Origin of the sequence: Pedobacter foliorum (genome assembly GCF_013266735.1) — a bacterium.
In the GTDB taxonomy this organism is placed as follows: Bacteria; Bacteroidota; Bacteroidia; order Sphingobacteriales; family Sphingobacteriaceae; genus Pedobacter; species Pedobacter foliorum.
The window spans coordinates 357544-378046 of sequence record NZ_JABSNU010000005.1 but is presented as its reverse complement, the minus strand read 5'-3'; the positions used below and the strand labels follow the sequence as shown (position 1 = coordinate 378046).

The window sequence follows — 20503 nt, the reverse complement described above, 5'->3', positions numbered from 1 at the left end:
AGAAGCAGTCTTAATAACAATAACTTCGCCGCAAAGATAGACGCTGTATATGACGCAAACGGGAGTAGAATTAACGCTAAAGGGAGAATTTGGACAGAACACCAGAAATGAATTTTTGCCAACATTCCAAATGATTTTTGTGCTCAGGGGAAAGTTAGTATTTTCAAATATAGACGAGTTTACAACCTATGGACAGATTGAAAGTCAGCAACATAACCTATTCTGCATTCCTCCTAAAGTTAGTAGAATACTTGCAGATGCGAATGACGAAGTCATTTGCATTAACTTCAGCACTTCTTTTCTAGACAGATATTTACCGAATAATCACCCTGCTTATCAAAAATTAACCAGTGGGCTGATCACCGAAGAGATTTCTAGATTATCTCTGTTAAACATGTACATCACCCCGGAGATTAGTGCAATATTACAACGCCTTGAAAACTCACCATTTAAGGGGTTCTGCGATCAACTCTTGTTGGAGTCGAAAGTAATTGAATTGTTGGCATTACAAATCGCTCAGTTTGAACAGCCTCAAACAGCGGTGCAGCCATTACAATTAAAAGAAGAAGAATTGGAAAGAATGAATGAGGCAAGAGAAATTTTGCTCAATCATACCGGAGAAAAGCTTTCCCTACGCACACTGGCTCATATGGTGGGTACTAACGAGTTTAACCTTAAACGCAATTTTAAAATTGCGTTCGGAGAAACGGTATTCGGATACCTGAACCAGTATAAAATGGAACAGGCTAAGACTATGCTTATTGAGAAGGATATTACTATTGCAGAGCTTTCTTTAAAAATGGGATACAAACACGCCACGCATTTCACTAGTGCCTTTAAAAAGTATTTTGGTTATTTGCCTAATAAGATCAAATCATTTAAGCTATCTCTCTTGATTGTCTTTGAAGATTTGTCTGTAGTGTTTGAGAACTTTGGGGTTTTAATAGGGTAATTGGATTAGAGTTATCGTTGTTATTAGACACCGTTGTTATTAATACTCGTTGTTGTTAGGCACCGTTGTTATTAACCATCGTCATCCTGAATTTATTTCAGGACCTCTCAAGAGAAAGAAAACCTTGCTAGTGCGAGGTCCTGAAATAAATTCAGGATGACGGGGAGGTGGAGAAGCTTACAACAGCACTCCGCTTAAAATAAACCCTACAATAATCGTTACCGTTATTGCAACCATACCCGGTAGCATAAAACTATGGTTCACTACAAACTTCCCAATTTTTGTACTTCCCGTTCGGTCAAAATCTATTGCAGCAACAAGAGTTGGGTAGCCCGGCAACAAGAAATCGCCATTTACAGCCGGAAACATGGCCAACAAATGAGGATTGGTGATTCCAAGCATAACTCCCATTGGCATAAGCGTTCTGGTTGTTGCAGCCTGACTAAAAGTTAAAGCTCCCATCAGGAATAAAGCAATTGCAAAAGTCCACGGCTGATTTGTAACGATATCCCTAAAAGTATTCTCAATTACAGTTTCGTTGGCTAACATAAAAGTAGCACTCATCCACACCACACCAAGCACAGAAACCACAGCAGTAGCCATTGAAGTAAACAAACTCATCTTAGCTACTTTTGCGGCTGAGGTTTTAGTAATAAGCATAATACATGCCGAAGCAGAAAGCGTAACCATAATAATCAAAGTAGTCAGATTAATGGTTCCATCAGCATTTACGCTAAAACTCTTTCCGCCCCCAACGTATGGAACATAGTTCGGAAATGCGCCAAAAAAGATGATAAGTAAGATTGCAACACCAAATATTGCTACAGCAGTTTTAGCCCCCGGCGCAGGTGTATAGCTTGATACACCATTCTCTACAGTACCTGTGCTCATTGAACGTGCAAACTCAGGGTCTTTCATTTTCTCTATAAAAATCGGATCCTGATCCAGCTCCAGTCCCTTTTTACGAACTGCCAAAATACTTGCAAATATTCCACAAATAGCAGCCGGGATACAAATCTTCATGATGTCTATTGAAGCAGAAGAATAAGCAAGAATAGTTACCAGTGAAGCAGTCGCCGCACTCATTGGACTTCCAGTAATGGCTAAATGGGACGCAATAACGGAAACAGACAGTGGCCTTTCCGGACGTATACGCTGCTTAGCAGAAACCTCCGCTATAATCGGCAAAAGGGAATACACAATATGTGCAGTCCCGGCAAATAAACACAAAAAGTAAGTTGTAAAAGGTGCTATAAAAGTAATGTGGCTTGGATTTTTTCTAATGATACGTTCGGCAATGCTAACCAGATAATCTAAACCACCTGCTGCCTGTAAAGTAGCAGCGGTGGTTACGATAGCCAGAATAATTAGTAGTACGGGTATAGGTGGTTCTGCAGGTGTCATTTTAAACACCAGCACAAAAATCAGTAAACCTACCATTCCCATTACTCCCAGACCAATGCCTTTCATTCTGGATCCAATAAGGATCATGGCCAGCAAAATGCCTAATTGCACGAATATCATTGTGCAATGAATTTAGGGTGGATTAAATTCTCGATGGAATAAACCTCATCCCATTTGGCTTGGGTAATCAATTTTCTTTCTGTCACTACAATCTCGTAAACCGACTTACCTGTTTTAAGGGCCTCTTTGGCTATAGATGCGCATTCCTCATAACCCAAAATTGGATTCAACTGCGTTACTATTCCTATGCTTTGCATTACCAGATTTTTGCTGTGCTCCACATTGGCAGTAATACCGACAACACATTTCTTCCTAAGTGTGTTGCAGGCTTTAGTTAAATATTGTAATGAAGTAAACAATGCCATACCAATTACCGGCTCCATTACATTAAGCTGTAACTGTCCGGCTTCGGCTGCCATGGTCACTGTTAGGTCTGCACCAATCACGTAAAAGCAGGTCTGATTCATCAATTCAGGTATTACCGGATTTACTTTCCCAGGCATAATAGATGACCCCGGTTGCATGGCCGGAAGGTTAATTTCATTCAAACCGCAACGAGGGCCACTACTTAATAGCCTTAAATCATTACATATCTTGCTTAATTTTATTGCATTACGTTTTAACGTACCGCTCAATTGCACCAAAGCCCCTGTATCATAAGTTGCTTCAATCAGATCGGCCGAAAGTACTACAGGAACCTTGCTGATATCTGCCAGATATTTTACACACAGCGCAGAATATCCCTCTGGGGCATTTACACCTGTGCCAATGGCTGTTGCTCCCATATTTACTTCTGTGATGAGCAGAGAGGCTTCTCTGATGCGCATTACATCTTCGCCCAAAGTGGTTGCAAAAGCATTAAACTCCTGCCCTAAGGTCATAGGTACTGCATCCTGAAGTTGAGTCCTTCCCATTTTTAAAACATCCTCAAACTCTTTTCCTTTATCATAAAAGGCCTTTTGCAATTTCTCGAGTGCCATAGAAAACGCTGCTATTTTAAGGTAAACTGCAATTCTAAATGCTGTAGGGTATGCATCGTTTGTACTTTGCGAAAGGTTTACATCATTATTTGGGTGTAAATGAATGTACTCCCCTTTTTTATGACCCAAATATTCGAGTCCTAAATTGGCAATAACCTCATTTGCATTCATATTGGTCGAAGTTCCTGCACCACCTTGTATTAAATCACTCACAAACTGATCTGTAAACTCACCATCTATCAATCTATCACAAGCATAAGCAATGGCTTCAGCCTTTTTAGGATCTAAAATACCCAAATCTCTGTTGGCTAATGCAGCAGCCTTTTTAACATGACCAAAGGCCTTTATAAAAAGAGGTTCACTACCAATTGGGATACCGGTAATATCGAAATTTTCTTTAGCGCGCATGGTTTGAACGCCATAGTAACAGTCATTGCTAATTTCTTTTTCACCTAAGAAATCATGCTCAATTCGAAAAGATGCCATAATAATTTGGTTTAGATAGTATAAATGGTGTTAGTTTAAAATCTTTTAATAGCGTAAAAAATATTGCTGAAGTTCAGCGGTATTGTGCGTTTTCAACAAGCCCAGCATGATCAGTATTCGGGCTTTTTGTGGGTTTAAGTCATCAGATACAATCGTTCCTAATTCTTTATCATCAACCTCACCATCCTCTACAACTCTTCCGGATACGCACCTGCTTGCCCTGCAAACTACAATTCCTGCAGCCACCGCTTTTTTAACTGAGCTGGTAAATGCTTTTGAAAAATTCCCGTTACCCACTCCGGCAATGACAATACCTGCAGCCTTTTCTTTAACTAGAAGATCGAGATATGCCGGAGAAGCATCGGCATAAGTATAAACGATTTCTACTTTTGGAAAAACAGTATTGTCATCTACCTTGAACTGAGGCAAGGGAGAAACCTGGCGATCTGAACTTTTATAAAACTCAACCTTTCCATCAAATACCTGCCCAATAGCTCCGCTATTAGGTGCGCCAAACGCATTTACTTTAGTGGTACTTAGTTTAGTAACATCTCTTGAATTAAAGATGGATTCATTAAAGGAAACCAAAACTCCACGCCCCTTACTTTTAGAATCTGCAGCAAGCGTAATTGCATCAAATAGATTTTTAGGCCCATCGGCACTAATCGCTGTTGATGCCCGCATAGCGCCCGTTAATACCACCGGGTTATCGTATGCCACTACCAAATCCAGAAAATAGGCAGTTTCTTCTTGTGTATCTGTACCATGGGTAATCACAATTCCATCAGCTTCTTTTTTGCTAAAGATCTCATTGATTCTTATTGCGAGTTTTTTCCAGATTTCCAAACTCATATCCTGACTACCTACAGCCGAAATTTGTTCGCCGCTTACGTCTGCAACATTTTTTATGGATGGTATGGTACCTATTAAATCGGCTACCGGAATTTTACCTGCTGTATAACCGGCACGATCTGCCGAAGCCCCCTGACCTGCAATAGTTCCGCCTGTGGCAAGAATTATTATTCTTGGTTTCTGGCCGTAAGCTACCTGTAGCAACAGCACCATCATTAAAAACATCAGTATTCTTTTCATCATCGTTTATTTTTAAGCGTTTAAAAATTATACAACATTCCGAAGTTTATACGTACAGCATCTTTCCCTTTGGTGGTGTTTTGATCGATTTTAAGTTCTTTATAACCTATTTGGGGTTCAAAACCGATCATCAGGTTATCCAATAAATTATAAGAAAGATTTAAAGTGAAGTGGTAATTGGTCATTTCGTTCCAAGTGTCAACAGTTCCCTCCCCGCCCGAAAAGTGGTTGTAAGAAGCAATTACCATGGTATGGAACTTGGCCGTCCAAAACCGCTGATAAGAAACAAAACCGGAATGGACATCTAACAGATTTAATATACCCTGTCCATTTTCATTCGCAAAGCCATCCAGACCGGATCCACCAACAGCTAAAAAATAATCTGAAATGCCTTTTCCAATGTTCCATTGTGCCTGTAGGTTGTTTACGAGGCCAGATTTTTTATTAAAAAATATGCTGGCCATACCTGTTATGCCCCAACCATTTGCAGTTTTATACTTAAAATCAGTGTTAGTTGTCTGTATGTTTTTAGAATCGTAACCAATATTTCGGTATATCCCGGCAACTTTTAAAAAGCCCCCATTATCGTAATCATATCTTAAAGCACCTATCACGTCAGGAATCCTCCTGGGTGCATAATCGACACCAAAATCTACGTTTGTAGTATAATCAAATAGCCTTCTGGGTTCCATTTGCTCTATAGCAAGTTCATAACCAACCCTACTTTTTTTGCTAAATTTATTTCTATAATTAAGTTGAATTCTTCTGCTCAACACCATTCCGGTGGGTCCATCCCAATCTAACAAACTAGCAGGCCACAAATCAGGATCACCAAAAGTAGACCAGTTTTGCCCCAATGTAAAGTGGCATATTTAATCCACGCATGGCGAAGTCTGAACAAGGAAGTACGATTGGGGCCTCCTTCAAAATCACCTTCGAGCATAGACTTTATCTCTTTACCATTACGAAGTTGTGTGGTTGATGAAAAACGAAGCTGACTTTGCCTCATGTCTACCCAAAAGGCAGGTTTATTTCTGCCGTATACATCATTTTCATGAATCAGAAAGGAACTGTTTCCGTGTAGATTTCCGCTAATGTCATAAATACCGTTCAATTTTAAACGGCCAATCAGAAAAGAACTGATTTTAGGCTTTCCATTTAGAGAGTCTTTACTCTCGTATTTAATCAATTGTGCTTGTGTTTCACTAACAAAGAGAAAACAACCAATAAACAGCAGACCAAGTAGGTTATATGCATTAGTAATTGTTTTCTTCATAAGCGCGTTAGTATTATGAAAATCTGGTTAGTACAATGAAGCTCTTGCACTTATATAACCATTTCACCCCTCATAATGTTTCGGATTTTTCTAAAAAACGGACCATTGCTTAATTACCTATCTGGACCAAGCCACAACCCACCAGAATTTATCATTTTGAACGAGCCAGCATCCGCTTGGATCCCAGAGTAAATCACTCAGGCATTGAGCAGGTTTTGAGCAGGCTCAACTCAGGCGATTTACCCCACGTTGGCCTGAGAAGAGCCTGAGAAACCCCTCAGAAAAGCCTGATTATTCCCGAGCCGGTATACAGCCGGAACCGAGCCGGAACCAGCCCAAAACAGCAGGCAGTAAAAGGAAAAATCACCTATTTGGTTGAGCGCCTAAATGAGCATAATGATGATAAATTTTTAGCTCTGAATTATTAGATAATTAAGTCTTTTTGTACACGCTCTTGTATTGAGGCTCTCTAAAAAAACACTCGTTTAAACTCGTTTAATTTAAAAACACTACTTTTGCCCCAATGATGAATCCAATTGAGTATAGATTAAACAGAATAAACCTTAAAGGCTACAGGCTTTTGAGTGCTTGCCTGTTGATTATGCTTGTGGTGCTTTCGTCATGTGTAGTTAGAAAAGGTATCCAATATTTCCTTTCGAGCGACACTGTGTCAACCATGCAAAGTGGAAAAATGACTAAAATCGCTTGTCAAAAACTCTCTGATACCAAAAACGATCTACTATCATTTGCCAGTCAGCACAATTCTGGAAATGCATTGTTTATGGCGCTTTATTGCCTGTTACCTGCTTTCCTTATTTCGCTGTTCACTGTCTTTAAAGATAATTTACGATTACCGGTTCCGTATTCGCTACTGCATTGGTCTCAACTTCCCCTGTTCCTGCAGAACAGACTTCTCTTAATATAGAATTATCGAATTGCGGTTTCTTACCGCCCATTTAGTACTGGATTAAATTCCGGTACCGGTTTACTATTGCCCAATTCTATAATTTAATTTTTAAAGAGAATGAAGTACACTCTTCAATTATCCTGTTTGGTGCTAATGGCATTTGCCACGCAAGTAAAAGCCCAGCAGAAAAATGCATTAACACTTAAAGAGGCTTTTGCAGAAGCTGACAGAACTTATCCGGGTTTGGCCGAGCGCGTTGCTGCTGTTGGTGAATATCAAATTCGTAAAAAGGAAGTTCAAAGCAAATCCATCCCTCAGGTACAGCTACAGGCACAAAACTCGTATGGAACTTTCCAGGGAAGTAGCGGAGCTTTTTTCCCGGTTCCCGGGGTTTTTAATGTTACAGGTAACAATTCGCCTTTAGGTAGTGAAGTTCGGACAACGGGGAACACTTTTGGATCGGCAGTTGTAGACTGGAAGGTTTTTGAATTTGGTAAACAGCGTAAAGCAATTGATGCAGCCGAATACCAGGCTCAGGGTGCTCAAAGTAGTTACGATGCCGCGCAATTGGCCTTACATGCTAAAGTTAGCCGACTGTATCTTGATATTTATTACAGCAATGCCAATTTGAAATGGGCCGAAAAAAACGTAAAACGAGTTAATCAAATCCTCGATTTATCGGTTAGCTTATCAGTAGCAGGACTAAAGCCCGGAGCTGATACCGCACTTGCATCTTCGGCTTATTCGCAAGCTTTAGCGGTAAGGCACGAATGGCTTGGCAAATATGAAGCAAGTAAAGCCAGTTTTTATGAGGTTGTTCCGTTACAGGATTGGTCTTTGCAAGAGCAAGTGTCAGATAAGCACGAAAATACAGCTATTGATAGCGTAAAAAAAGACCATCCTTACCTCCAGGTTATCGATAAGCAATTGCGCTATGAAAAAGCCATGGAGCAGGTAGCCTCCCGTAAAATATTTCCATCGTTATCCGTTCTGGGAGGAGTTTCGACCAGAGGTAGCGGCATTGGAAAAAACGGAATTACAGAGAATAGGTTGGGTTCGGGATACCAGAATTTTGCCAACAACTACCTGATGGGAATCGGGTTGAGCTGGAACATCAGCGGAGCTTATACCAGTTCCCTCGAAAAGAAACGATCGCAGAAAACGATTGAGGGAGTTCAGGCAAAGTACAACCTTCAGAAGTTACAAATGAATACTTCTTTGCAGGCTTTATCATCAAGGATTAATCAGCAGGAGCTATTACTGAAAGAAAGTGGTAAGGCATTTAAAAAGGCCTCTGATGCTTATGAGCTTTATTTATCCCGTTATGAGGGCGGATTGATCAATCTTATAGAACTGCTTCAAATCCAGTCATTACTACAGAATGCAGAACGTGAAAACATTCAGGCTGGTCAGAATTACTGGAACCTGATTACCGCTCAGGCTGAAATTTCGGGCGACTTTTCTTATTTACTCAACCACTTTAATTAAGCACTATGAACATGATAAGGTTTGCCCTAAAAAAACCACTCACAATAATGGTAGCTATAATTGCTATCGCCTATTTCTCTTTCACAGCTATACGAAATATCAATGTAGATATTTTCCCTAAGGTTGAACTTCCGGTAATTTATATAGCCATGCCCTATGGTGGACTTACCCCTGCTTACATGGATGGTTTTATGGCCAATGAATTCCAAAAAGTATTGATTTTTGTTAGCGGAGTAAAAGACATTGACTTTAAAAGTGTCCAAGGTTTCACCCTAATGAAGCTCACTTTTTATCCGGGAACTGATATGGCTCAAGCCTCAGGAGAGCTCTCTGCACAGGTTTCCAGAGCGATGGGTTTTCTACCTCCGGGGGCAGTTCCGCCTCAGGTAGTAAGGTTTGATGGCAGCTCAATGCCCATTGGTCAGTTGGTATTTGAAAGTTCAAAACGTTCGATTACTGAGCTTCAAACACTCGCACTGACTAAGATCAGGCCTATGTTTGTGACCATCCCCGGAGTAACAGCGCCTGCCCCATTTGGCGGGAATGCACGTACCATGGTAGTAAAAGTAAACCCAGAATTGATGCAATCTTATGGATTGTCGGCCCAGGAAGTAACCATGGCAATTGCTAAAAACAACTTCCCTTCTCCTGCCGGAAATATCCGAATTGGAGATCAAAACCTGATGAGCCCTTTAAACTCAATTGCTAAAGATCCTGAGGAATTTCTGAATATTCCGATAAAGCTTACAGCAGGCAACACCATTTTTGTAAAGGACATAGCCTCGGTAGAAGACGCTGCTGATGTAACTGCCGGCTATGCCATCATTAACGGAAAAAGATCGGTTTATCTGCCTGTTATCAAAAAAGCAGATGCCTCTACTTTAAAAGTTGTAGAAAACCTAAAGGCCGCTATTCCCAAGTTAAAAGCTGCTATGCCCGAAGATGTGGACCTCAAATATGTATTTGATCAGTCAGCATATATAGAGCGCTCATTGGAAAATCTGATCCACGAAGGTGTACTTGGTGCAGTGCTTACCGGGATTATGGTTTTCCTGTTTCTAGGTGATTCACGAGGCGCGCTAATTGTTGTACTAACTATACCTATTGCCATTCTTTCGGCGGTAATTATGCTGTATATGTTTGGCCAAACCATTAATGTGATGACGCTAAGCGGCCTGGCACTGGCCATAGGTATACTCGTAGACGAAGCCACGGTAACTATAGAAAACATTCACCAGCATTTTGAAATGGAAAAGCCCAAGCAACGGGCAATTCTGGATGCACTATTGGAAATCTCTATCCCTAAAATATTGATCCTGTTTTGTATCCTGGCGGTGCTAATACCTTCATTTATGATGACTGGCATACCTAAGGATATGTTTATGCCACTATCTATGGCGGTTGCTTTTGCCATGATTGCTTCTTTTATAGCTTCACAAACCTTTGTACCTATTTTGGCCAACTGGTTGATGAAACCTGAACTACTGGTTCATCATAAGCCTAATAATGAAGTAAAAAAACTGACCAGATTTGAGAAGTTTAAACAGCGCTACCTTTCCATTACCAAATATGGACAAAACAGAATTGCAGGTGTATTGGGAATCTATACGCTGATAGTTTTAGTGCTGATCACAACAGGATCACTAATTATTGGAGCGGATATACTTCCGGCAAGTAATAGTGGCGATATCCAATTAAGGATTATGGCACCCGAAGGTAGTCGCTTAGAAAAATCAGAAGCCTACCTGAAAAAAGTTACCAGTATCATTCAGGAACAATTGCCGGAAAACGCCATAAAGATCAGCTCTGCTTTTGTCGGATTACAACCGTCTTCATCAGCCATTAATCCTATCTTTTTGTTTACCAGTGGCTCGCACGAATCTGTATTGCAGGTTTCTATAGATCAGCATGTTTTTACCGGATCAATTGCATCGTTAAAGGAATCTATCCGTAAGGAAATACAATTGAACATGCCTGAACTTAAGATCAGCTTTGAACCCATAGAATTGGTAGAAAAGATCATGAGTCAGGGAGCTATGACACCCATTCAAATTAAGGTAGCTGCACCGCAGTTGAAAGGCGCAGAAAAGTTTGCTAAAAAAATTGAGGCTGAGCTGTTAAAAATACCTTCATTAAGAGATATCAGGATAGCGGAGCCTGTTAATTCACCAAGTGTTCAGATCAATGTAAACCGTGAACTTGCAGCTCAGTTTGGTTTAACAATGGAAGATGTTGCCCGCACGCTTACTATTGCAACTTCCTCTACACGCTTTACCAATAAAAATTTATGGGTAGATCCGAAATCGGGATTGGTGTTTCAGGTACAGGTTCAAATACCTGAAGCTGATATGCAATCGCTAGATAAATTGAGATCATTACCACTAAAATCTGGTTCCTCGGGGCCGGTTCTGGAAGATGTAGCAACCTTATCGATGGTTAAACTTCCTGCCCAGGTTAACAGGCAGGGGCCAAACAGGTACGTAAGTGTGCTTGCAAACACTCATCAGTCTGACCTTGGCACGGCATCAAAAGCTGTAAAAGAGGCCATTAAAGCCGTTGGCGAGCCTCCAAGAGGTATTATTGTTTCTAGCGAAGGCTTAATGCAATTGCTTGATGATACGCTTTCCGGACTTCAGACAGGGTTATTGGTAGCTATAGTGGTTATATTTTTAATGTTGACTGCTTATTACCAATCCTTCGCGGTATCAGGGTTGATCTTATCAGTAGTTCCGGCCGTAATAGGCGGCAGTTTAATTATGCTCATTATTTGTGGGAGCACGCTAAACTTACAGTCATACATGGGGATTATCATGTCGGTTGGTGTTTCGGTTTCAAACGCTGTACTGATGATTAACCAGGCTGAAGTAAATCGTTTAAAGCATGGTCTTGCCTCCAAACAGGCAGCATTCCTTGCGGCATCATCCAGACTTAGGCCAATCATCATGACTACGCTTGCCATGATTGCCGGAATGATCCCAATGTCGTTAGGCATGGGCGAAGGTGGTGAGCAGGTTGCTCCACTTGGTCAGGCGGTAATTGGCGGGCTAATATTATCAACTTTAACTGCGCTATTGGTATTGCCACATCTGTATACCCTGGTTATGAAAAACAAAAGCAGGAATAGTCTCTCACTAGATCCGGATGATCCTGAAAATGCTAATCTAAAAAATATCTTAATCCCAACTACTGCTCAATAATTGAATCATGAAACAAATCATTAATAAACAATACACTAAACTCTCTTACCTACTTCCCATTTTATTATTAATAGCTGCATGTGGAGGTGAAAAACCTAAAACAGACCAACCAAAACCTAAGAAAACGGTGTCTGTAGAGGTAATTAATCCGGTTTTAGATCAACCGGAATACTCATTGGAGCTCCCGGGAGAACTTAAAGCTTTTGAGGAAGTTGTTTTATATCCAAAAGTAAAGGGTTTTGTTAAAAGCATTATGGTTGATAGAGGAAACAAGGTTAGTAAGGGCCAATTGCTGGCAATACTGGAAGCGCCGGAAATCACTCAGCAATACCTTGCGGCAAAATCGGATGAGAACAAATTCTATGAAGATTATTTGTATAGTCGCCAATCCTATGATAGACTTAAAAAAGCATCTGCTAAATCTGGTGCGGTAGCCGAAATTGAATTAGATAGGGCAAGAAGCAAGTTCCGCAGCGATAGTGCTGCGTATGCTTCTGTAAAAGCAAAAACAGGTGTTTCTGCTCAATTACAACAATATTTAAGAATTACTGCCCCCTTTGATGGCGTTATTACAGACAAAAAGGTTTCAGTTGGAGCTTTAGTAGGCGAAGGCTCACAAACGGCTCTGTTCTCTATAGCGCAAACCAAAAATTTAAGGTTAACTGTTGCCATTCCTGAGAAACACGGACACTCGATAGGTAAAGAAACAAAGGTTTCTTTTACGGTTGCAAATCATCCTGGCAAGGTATTTCAATCAAAGTTATCTCGGAAAAGTGGAGTATTAGACCAACAATCTAGATCAATAACAGCAGAGTTTGACGTTAACAACAGTTCCGGGGAACTTGGCGGTGGCGAGTATGCACAGGTAAAACTAAATATGCGCAGGTCTGCCCCTACCATCTGGTTGCCGGTTAGCAGCATCGCAACTGCACAATCAGGAACTTTTGTTATTAAGGTAGTAAACAATGTTGTTTCAAGAATACCTGTGTCGGTTGGTATCAGAAAAGGTGAAGTTCAGGAAGTTTTTGGAGAGTTAGAACCGGAAGATCAGATTGTAAAAATAGCCAGCGAAGAATTAACAGAAGGATCGACAATAGTTATTAAATAAGATATTATCCTATTTTTGCGCTTTAAGAATTTATTATGGACTCAAGCGAATTACGAATAGGCAATTATACATTAGACCACGGGCATCCGGAGCAAATACCTTATGGATCGGATATTGATTCGGCAGGTTTAATGGAGCCAATACGTTTATCGGAAGAATGGTTGGTAAAATTTGGCTTTGAGAAATTTGAGTTTGAATATGAAGAAGGTTTTGAAACCACTTATGTTCTGGAAAAGAAAAATGGACACCAATTTGTATTAAATGATGATCTGCAACCTATGGATGGTGAAATAGCAATGCTAGATTACAAGTTAGAGTATGTTCATCAATTGCAGAATCTTTTCTACTGCTTAACCGGAGCGGAATTAATAGTTAAGTAAACAGGGTATCCAAAAGGGATCCGATCGTCATGCTGAATTTATTCCCGAATGACATAGAACATTCGTCATGCTGAATTTATTTCAGCATCTCACACTAGTAAGGTTTTCTTTCTCTTGAGAGATGCTGAAATAAATTCAGCATGACTATCGCTTAAACAATTGTCATTACCACTTTTTTGTATTCTTTCCAATGCTAGGCTCTCAGCATGACGATCGGATCCCTTTTGAACACCTCTTTTATCTCCCATAAATAGTACTCCTATCTCTACTACTTAGCTTTTCTGGATTTAGCTAATTGCTCAATCCAATAAGCCGTACGTTTCAAATAATAATCAGGAGCCAGAGGAGAATAATCTAAATAATTAAATCCGGGATCCTTAAAAGGTATTGCAGGTTCAATCTGAGTGCCCTCATGCCATTCATTAAAAGATGTAATGCCTACATAACTCGCCTTGCTGCGTATAGCATCCCCAAACATATTATCATAATACTTACCATTATCTCGGTCACGAATTGTTACTGCATTCCATGGGCGAACTCGGGTATCAATATAACCAGGCCCCACACAAGGGATAAATATCTTGTCGTGTTTTGTTGCCCAATTCTGCATATAACTCCAATTGCCAGGAGATGAACCATAAGTAAAATTTGTAGCACCGAAATAAGTATAAAAACCATCGAAGCCTGATTTTTCAAAAAACTCTTCTTCTCCTTTCTTAACCCATAAACCAATCATAACTACATCCAATGGCGTATTTCTTATTGATATCTTCCCATCTGGCTTTAATAAAGAGGTCCACTCCTCAAAACCGGTTAAATAGGAATCATAAATAAAAAACCATGGTTTACCGTTATTTCTATAAAAAGCCGGATGCTTGCCATAAAGTTTTAAGATTTCTTGAATGTCATCCCGAACAGATTTTGCACTTCTACCTCCATAAGGTTCTAAATGAAAGCTCACTTTAAGGCCTTTCTTATTGGCTTCATCCAGGATTAATGGAATCGACTTTAAACCCAAATCCATATTCCTCCACCAAGTAAGTACAACCACTCCAATGCGGGCATCTGCCATCATTTTCATGTGCTTTGCTACAACCTGAGGGTCGTTACTACTGTAGTTTTTTAATTGAGGGAAAAAGTTACTCGCCAAATTGTTCTTTCCCGGAATACTCCCCAGGTCCTTATCATTAGCAGATTGTTTCATAACAGGATGAGCCCAATGCACCTCTTTACCATCCAATTTTTCATTCCCATACCAATTATAGTAGAAACAAAAAACTTTATTGTCAGGCTTCCCTACGCTTGCCTTATTGGTTGTGTAAAAAAACACCAAACAGGTGATTAATAAACTCGTTTTTATAATAGATAAACCTTTCATACACTCACCTTAAATTACTGAATTTTATTGAACCTCAAATGCATAACCCTTCCGTCATTAACTTCAAAACCTATGATTTGATTTTTATTACCGCGTAATATCTTCAGGTGTCCCATCCACCAATAATCGGTATTGATGTGATCCTTTCCAGTAAGCTTTAACTTGGTATCCTCGTATTTGTTATTGGTTAATATTAAGTCTTTACCTTTTAAAACTATCCCATACTTACAATCCAATTCCGGGCAATAATATGTACCTGTATACCCCTTCAATCCCTTATCTGTTTGATTACTGACTGCTACGTATTTAAACAAAGAACGTTCCCCATCCGACCACCATTGTTTAACAAGGACATCGCCCTTGTTTGTTGTGCTGAACAGAAATTTAACATCAGGTGAGGAAGCTTGCATGAAAGTCCCCTTTTCGTCTTTTAATAAGAGGTCTGAGCGGCCATACCTTTCCCAATACAATTTTTCATTGAATAATTTAAAAGTAAACTGTGTTCCGTCATCAGAAATATAATCACCAGAGAACTTCTTTGCATTGGTAAGGTCTTTTAAAATGGCTTTACTGCTATCAATAGCCGAAACAACAGGATCAATTGCTTTTTTGGAAGTATCTTTAATAAATAAGTTAGCCATTTCGTACATCTTACCCATGTTAAAATCGCCAACATTACTAAAAACGATAAAACCCATTTTTAAATCTGGAAAAGCAATAACCGATGTCCTGTAACCAGCATCGGCTCCGTTATGCGAATACTGTTTCCACCCTCTGTAGGTATTATTAGCAATTCCTAATGCATAATCAGATTCTTTGCCGTTGTTAAACTTCCCCTTTTGCGTTAGCGTTTCTATGTCTTCCTGAGTTCCTACCTTATGATTGTAAAAGTTCATAACCCATTTAGCCATATCATTCACATTGGTAAAGAGACTGGTTGCTCCCACATTAGAATACGACAAAATACTATTGCTAAAGCCACCTCTATCTTTGGGGTAATAGGAATAGGAACGATTTTTTACAACTTCAGTATAATCGTCGTGAAAGTGTGTATCAATCATACCTAAAGGTTTAAAAATGACAGAATCTGTAAATTGTCTAAGCGTTTTCCCTGTAACAGATTTTACAATCTCAGCGAGCATCGTAAACCCACTGTTAGAATAACTATATTTTTCTCCCGGTTTAAAATTTAGAGCCTGTTGCTTGCTCAGCACTTTAACAATTTGTTCCTGCTTAATTACATCATCAAGCCTTGTGCCCGATATAGCTAATAGTTGCCATTGATCTCTAATCCCACTAGTATGGTTAAGCAACTGCCTAATGGTAATTTTTTCTTTAAGATCAGGAAACCATGGAAGATATTTATGAATGTCATCATCTAGTTTAAGCTTCCCTTGTTTGGCAAGCAAAACAATAGCATAAGCCGTAAATTGCTTAGAAACTGATGCCATATGATAGATAGTTTCCGGTGTATTGGACACGCCGTATTCAATATTAGCCAGGCCATATCCTTTAGCATAAATCAACGAATCATTGCGCACAATGCCTATGACACAACCGGGGCTGCTAAGGGTATTCCATTTCGCGAATAAGCCGTCAACTTTCTTTGTAATGGAGTCTGGCAACGCTTGTGCCCATACCTTTGCGGTCGGTATCAGCGTGCATAAAAATAGAATAATCGCTTGTTTTTTAATAATGAAGAGCGTTGTTTTCATATTCTGTTTATAAATATTTGGTAATTTAAACTTACATAAAAATGGCGATTTATAATCGCATCCAATATGAAAGACAATGTTTATAGAGGAAATGTCGTAATACCCCCTTCAATTTGTCAGTACTGCCCAGTATAAAATAAAACTGATTGTGGTAACTTGGTGTAAATTAAATATGATGCATAAAAAAAATGAGCTGGCCTACCACCAATTGAATAATTTCATTGGAAGTTGGAATACAGAAGGGCTTATACCCTCTTCAAATGGTCGCCCTGAAATAAAAATAATAGGTACAGACAATTACAACTGGATAGTTGATGGTTTCTTTTTACTACATACCGCAGATGTGACAATCGGTAACGACAACAGTAAAACACATGAAATTATTGGTTATGATGACTTAAATGGTCATTACACCATGCAGCATTATAACAACAATGGCAACTCAGGGTTTATGACCGCAACAGTTAATGATGGTCTTTGGACTTTCAATGGTGACAGCTTAAGGTTTAAAGGTGGCTTTAATGAGAAAAGCAACGTGTTTTCTGGTGTTTGGGAACAACTTGCAGATAGTAAAACCTGGACTCATTTAATGAATATCAAATTATCTAAAATAAAATGAAAAAGACAATCGTATATTCAGTATTAGCATTTCTAATACTATCATCGTGCAATAATACAAACCAATCACAAGACAACAATAGTCAAATGAAAACGACCAAAAATGACACTTTAACTTCCAAAAATGGCCATTCTGAAGTCAACGGAATTAAAATGTATTATGAAATTTACGGACAGGGGAAGCCACTTGTTTTGATTCATGGAGGTGGGTCTACTATACAAACTACATTTGGAAGGGTTATTCCAATGCTTGCCAAACACAGAAAAATTATAGCCGTTGAACTGCAAGCTCATGGAAGAACCAGTGATAGAGGAAAGGATTCATCTTTTGAACAGGACGCCGATGACGTTGCTACACTTCTAAAAAATCTGAACATTGACAAAGCAGACTTTTTTGGTTTCAGTAACGGCGGAACAACCACTGTTCAAATCGCCATTCGTCATCCCGAAATAGTTGATAAGATCATTTTGGGTTCTGCACTTTTAAAACGCAGTGGCGTTCCAGCACAGTTTTGGGGTTTCATGAAACAAGCTCAACTATCTAATATGCCAAAAGAACTAAAAGAAGCTTATTTACAAGTTACACCAGACTCAAATGGCCTGCAAATAATGCATGATAGAGATGCTAAAAGGATGGTTAATTTTAAGGATATACCAGATGAACTGATTAAATCTATTAAAGTCCCAACCCTATTTATAAATGGCGACCAAGATGTGGTAACGCCAGAGCATGCACTCGAAATGCATAAACTGATAGCTAACTCGAAAGTAGCAATAATCCCTGGGGTACATGGTGAGTATATTGAAGAAATAACAACATTAAAATCTGATTCTAAAGAAGCAGACTATGTGATTCCAATGATTGAAAGTTTCCTTGATAAACCTGAGACAAAACAATAACCATGTTGTAATCTAATATAATTTAAACACATACCTCCTGGTATCATTGGCAATTGGCAACAATTCATTTTTTGCCTCAACATGAGGTTGTGTTTCAACAATTTGCTCGTATAAAATGTGGCTTTCGAATTTATCGACTTTTCCATAAGTAATGGATATTTCTTTCCCGGCATATGGCAATAAATCTATAGCGCACATTTTCCAGTCTATTGCTTTTGTACTTGGCATACCTGATACTGCATAACTAGCAAAATTATTTAGCAATGCCTTAGTATTTCGATTAGCCTTAACTTGCACACCATTGATTAGCACTTCGGGCAGATTGGTATAGCCGATTAAAAATAAATCACATCGTCCTTTAACATTGGCAGGCACAGTTAGTATTGTTTTTACACTTCCGTCCTGTTCTTTTGTTGATTTAGTGTTTAAGACAGATTGGTCTTTCGGTTTAGCATCTACAAGCTCTCCCTTTTCAATTACAAAAGCCATTGTCGAATATCCGGGGATTTCAATTTCCATATTCTTACCAGAAACAAATGAAGCAGGATAGCTATCACGGTAAGGATAAACCACATTTGCTTTAAACAATTCACCGGAAGCACCATAAAAACCTGCCATATCATTAAAAGGTATGATCAGTTTTTGAGTATTTGGTCCTGCATTTCGAGCAACCAATACAGCTTTATCATGTTCCCATCCAATATAACCATACGCGTTTCCTTCATCAGGTCTACCTCCTACAAACTGGGCGTTGTTCAATTCTTTTTCATGCTCCTTTGCCCAATTGTGTACATTACATAATGTTTTCCACTGATCAGCTGTCATTGCATCCAACGAAACATACCATTCCTTAAGCAAGGTACCTCTCCCATAATGCATCAATACATAATCCATCCAATCCTGTAGTGGTATATTCTTATCTTCAGGGGAAGTTTGAAGAACCCCATGAGTCATCAGACGGGAAATAGGAACCAACGGCCTATCCTGATTATTCCCATACAAACGCCAGATATAAGTATCCCTATCAGTAGTAAACATGGCCTTAGTCGAAATCTCTGGAGTATTACCATTAATTCCATCATCACCTGCCAGCATCCAGAGATAATCTGAGTATTGCAACCACCATGGCGAAAGCCAAATCCAATTGGTAAGGTTCTGAAAGATTTCAGGTTTTGCTTTTCTCGTAGCCGTTAATACTTCTAAGGCAACGTCTAGATTAGCCTCATGGCCGTGCCTGTCTGTTGCGGGGTGATTATTACCCGAATCAAGATCGCATAGCTCATTAAAGTCATGCTTAAAATAAACTAAGTCTGCACGCTTAGCTAGCTCAGGTACTCTTTTTAATATGGCTTCCTTGTATTTTGTTGCAGATAAACTATAATACCTGTTGTACTGTTTAAAATAAGAATTTCGCTTTGCTTCACGATATCCATTCTTTAAACCCCAATCTATATTGTTATTATAACTATTTAATGATAGCCAAAGTCCTAAACCGGTACCTTCATCTTTTAGTTTTTTACTTAACAAAGCCAGGTCAGCATCTCCATTAGGAAAGAAATCAGGTAGTGGTTGCCAAATGCCGGTTCTATTCTGCCAGCCATCATCAGGCACCATCGCATCAATTTTAACCCCATAAGGTTCCACTATTTCCTTATATCTTTTGTAAACATTCACAAAAGTTTCTCCTTTGAGGTTCTTTGCACTTTGGTCAAACCAATTGTTATAGTTTAAAAAAGAACGAGGTGCTTTCCAAAGGGTAGCAAGGTATTGCATAAAGTCATGCTTTATTTCTCCGTGTTTTGAAGAGAAACCTGCAACACTGGTTTTACTTAAAATCTGAAACTGTTTCTGTTTAGGAACCGAATATCCCGGAAAATGCATTAATCTAATTGTTCCCGGAACACAATCTGAAGCAATATCTCTACCTTCAAGATCAATAAAACTATAATTCCCAACTTTATCATAATATCGACCATACGAAGCAGGGAAATTTCCATCCTTACAACGACTATATCCTGCCGGATATTCCAATCCGAAAAACCAGATATTATCAACATAAACCGGTTCACCTCTGCCGCCCCCACTCTGATCTCCTTTAGACACAAAGCGCTCTACTTCCAAACGATCAACTGTGGCCTGTTTGTTAAATAACAGTTTGATGTTTTTACGGATAAATCGTTGCCCCTTTACCACAAAATGGTAGGCAATCAGTTCATCTGGACAAGCCGGATTCTTTAATGCAACAGGCTTGGGTTTATACCTTATTTCCAAAAAGGAAGTATCTCCTCTTTTATACAATTTTGGTTTTACTACTGATGTAAAATCTGCTACAGAAAGTGTTTTATCTCCGTTTAATGGCAGGATATGAAACTCCTCACTGGTTACCTTTAAAAGTCGGCTCCCATCTGTATTTGAGAACGCTATTGTCCGCCATGTTCCATTTGAATAGGAAAATGTCCGCTGTATTAAATCGTTCTTTAAAGTAACTTGTTGTGCATGACTCACGCTGTTTACCAAAAACAACAGAATCACTCCTACCAAACCAGATTTCATCATCATAAT

The 20503-nt window shown here is 39.3% G+C and carries 16 protein-coding genes; 8 read left to right on the top strand and 8 right to left on the bottom strand.

Annotated features, from left to right (window positions below):
- Positions 1-49: 49 nt before the first annotated feature.
- Positions 50-952 carry a helix-turn-helix domain-containing protein gene (locus HQN83_RS13165; RefSeq protein ID WP_173090807.1) on the top strand — a complete coding sequence of 301 codons (903 nt, stop codon included), beginning with the start codon at positions 50-52 and terminating at the stop codon, positions 950-952.
- Positions 953-1129: 177 nt separating this feature from the next.
- Here HQN83_RS13165 and HQN83_RS13160 read toward each other — a convergent pair whose 3' ends face one another.
- Genes HQN83_RS13160 through HQN83_RS13140 form a run of 5 tightly spaced genes read right to left on the bottom strand, consistent with a single transcriptional unit; the run spans position 1130 to position 6250 of the window.
- A complete protein-coding gene (locus HQN83_RS13160) occupies positions 1130-2476 on the bottom strand; it encodes an anaerobic C4-dicarboxylate transporter family protein (RefSeq protein ID WP_173090806.1) in 1347 nt (448 codons plus the stop codon).
- Positions 2473-3882: an aspartate ammonia-lyase gene (gene aspA / locus HQN83_RS13155; RefSeq protein WP_173090805.1), complete on the bottom strand. Its 1410-nt coding sequence runs from the start codon at positions 3880-3882 to the stop codon at positions 2473-2475. The genes HQN83_RS13160 and aspA overlap by 4 nt, the downstream gene beginning before the upstream one ends.
- A gap of 45 nt (positions 3883-3927) precedes the next feature.
- Positions 3928-4977, bottom strand: a complete 1050-nt coding sequence (locus tag HQN83_RS13150) for a type II asparaginase (RefSeq protein WP_246254497.1) — start codon at positions 4975-4977, stop codon at positions 3928-3930.
- 17 nt (positions 4978-4994) lie between these two features.
- Positions 4995-5831, bottom strand: a complete 837-nt coding sequence (locus HQN83_RS13145; RefSeq protein ID WP_173090804.1) for a hypothetical protein — start codon at positions 5829-5831, stop codon at positions 4995-4997.
- On the bottom strand, positions 5774-6250 hold the full coding sequence (locus HQN83_RS13140) for a hypothetical protein (RefSeq protein WP_173090803.1): 477 nt from the start codon (positions 6248-6250) through the stop codon (positions 5774-5776). Before HQN83_RS13140 ends, HQN83_RS13145 begins: the two co-directional genes overlap by 58 nt.
- 523 nt (positions 6251-6773) lie before the next feature.
- Here HQN83_RS13140 and HQN83_RS13135 point away from each other — a divergent pair.
- From HQN83_RS13135 to HQN83_RS13115, 5 genes are all read left to right on the top strand, one after another.
- Complete coding sequence (locus HQN83_RS13135; protein ID WP_173090802.1) at positions 6774-7175, top strand: hypothetical protein; 402 nt, start codon at positions 6774-6776, stop codon at positions 7173-7175.
- 99 nt (positions 7176-7274) lie between these two features.
- Positions 7275-8645 (top strand): TolC family protein, encoded by a 1371-nt coding sequence (locus HQN83_RS13130; protein ID WP_173090801.1) that lies wholly within the window; start codon positions 7275-7277, stop codon positions 8643-8645.
- 5 nt (positions 8646-8650) lie between these two features.
- Positions 8651-11842 (top strand): efflux RND transporter permease subunit, encoded by a 3192-nt coding sequence (locus tag HQN83_RS13125; protein WP_173090800.1) that lies wholly within the window; start codon positions 8651-8653, stop codon positions 11840-11842.
- A 7-nt stretch (positions 11843-11849) separates the two neighbouring features.
- The gene (locus tag HQN83_RS13120) at positions 11850-12950 is read left to right on the top strand and encodes an efflux RND transporter periplasmic adaptor subunit (protein WP_173090799.1); all 1101 of its coding nucleotides are present in this window, start codon (positions 11850-11852) and stop codon (positions 12948-12950) included.
- Positions 12951-12985: 35 nt separating this feature from the next.
- The gene (locus HQN83_RS13115) at positions 12986-13330 is read left to right on the top strand and encodes a hypothetical protein (RefSeq protein WP_173090798.1); all 345 of its coding nucleotides are present in this window, start codon (positions 12986-12988) and stop codon (positions 13328-13330) included.
- Between the two features lie 268 nt (positions 13331-13598).
- On the opposite strand, the gene HQN83_RS13110 is transcribed toward HQN83_RS13115, so the two are convergent.
- The gene (locus tag HQN83_RS13110; RefSeq protein ID WP_173090797.1) at positions 13599-14708 is read right to left on the bottom strand and encodes a glycoside hydrolase family 99 protein; all 1110 of its coding nucleotides are present in this window, start codon (positions 14706-14708) and stop codon (positions 13599-13601) included.
- Positions 14709-14722: 14 nt separating this feature from the next.
- A complete protein-coding gene (locus HQN83_RS13105) occupies positions 14723-16423 on the bottom strand; it encodes a serine hydrolase domain-containing protein (RefSeq protein ID WP_173090796.1) in 1701 nt (566 codons plus the stop codon).
- 172 nt (positions 16424-16595) lie between these two features.
- Between HQN83_RS13105 and HQN83_RS13100 the strand changes: the two genes are divergently transcribed.
- Together HQN83_RS13100 and HQN83_RS13095 are read left to right on the top strand one after the other, a co-directional pair.
- Positions 16596-17042 (top strand): DUF1579 family protein, encoded by a 447-nt coding sequence (locus tag HQN83_RS13100; RefSeq protein WP_173090795.1) that lies wholly within the window; start codon positions 16596-16598, stop codon positions 17040-17042.
- Positions 17043-17128: 86 nt separating this feature from the next.
- Complete coding sequence (locus HQN83_RS13095) at positions 17129-17941, top strand: alpha/beta fold hydrolase (protein WP_246254493.1); 813 nt, start codon at positions 17129-17131, stop codon at positions 17939-17941.
- Between the two features lie 12 nt (positions 17942-17953).
- Here the strand turns inward: HQN83_RS13095 and HQN83_RS13090 are convergent, their stop codons facing one another.
- Complete coding sequence (locus HQN83_RS13090) at positions 17954-20500, bottom strand: alpha-amylase family protein (protein WP_173090793.1); 2547 nt, start codon at positions 20498-20500, stop codon at positions 17954-17956.
- Between the last annotated feature and the right edge of the window lie 3 nt (positions 20501-20503).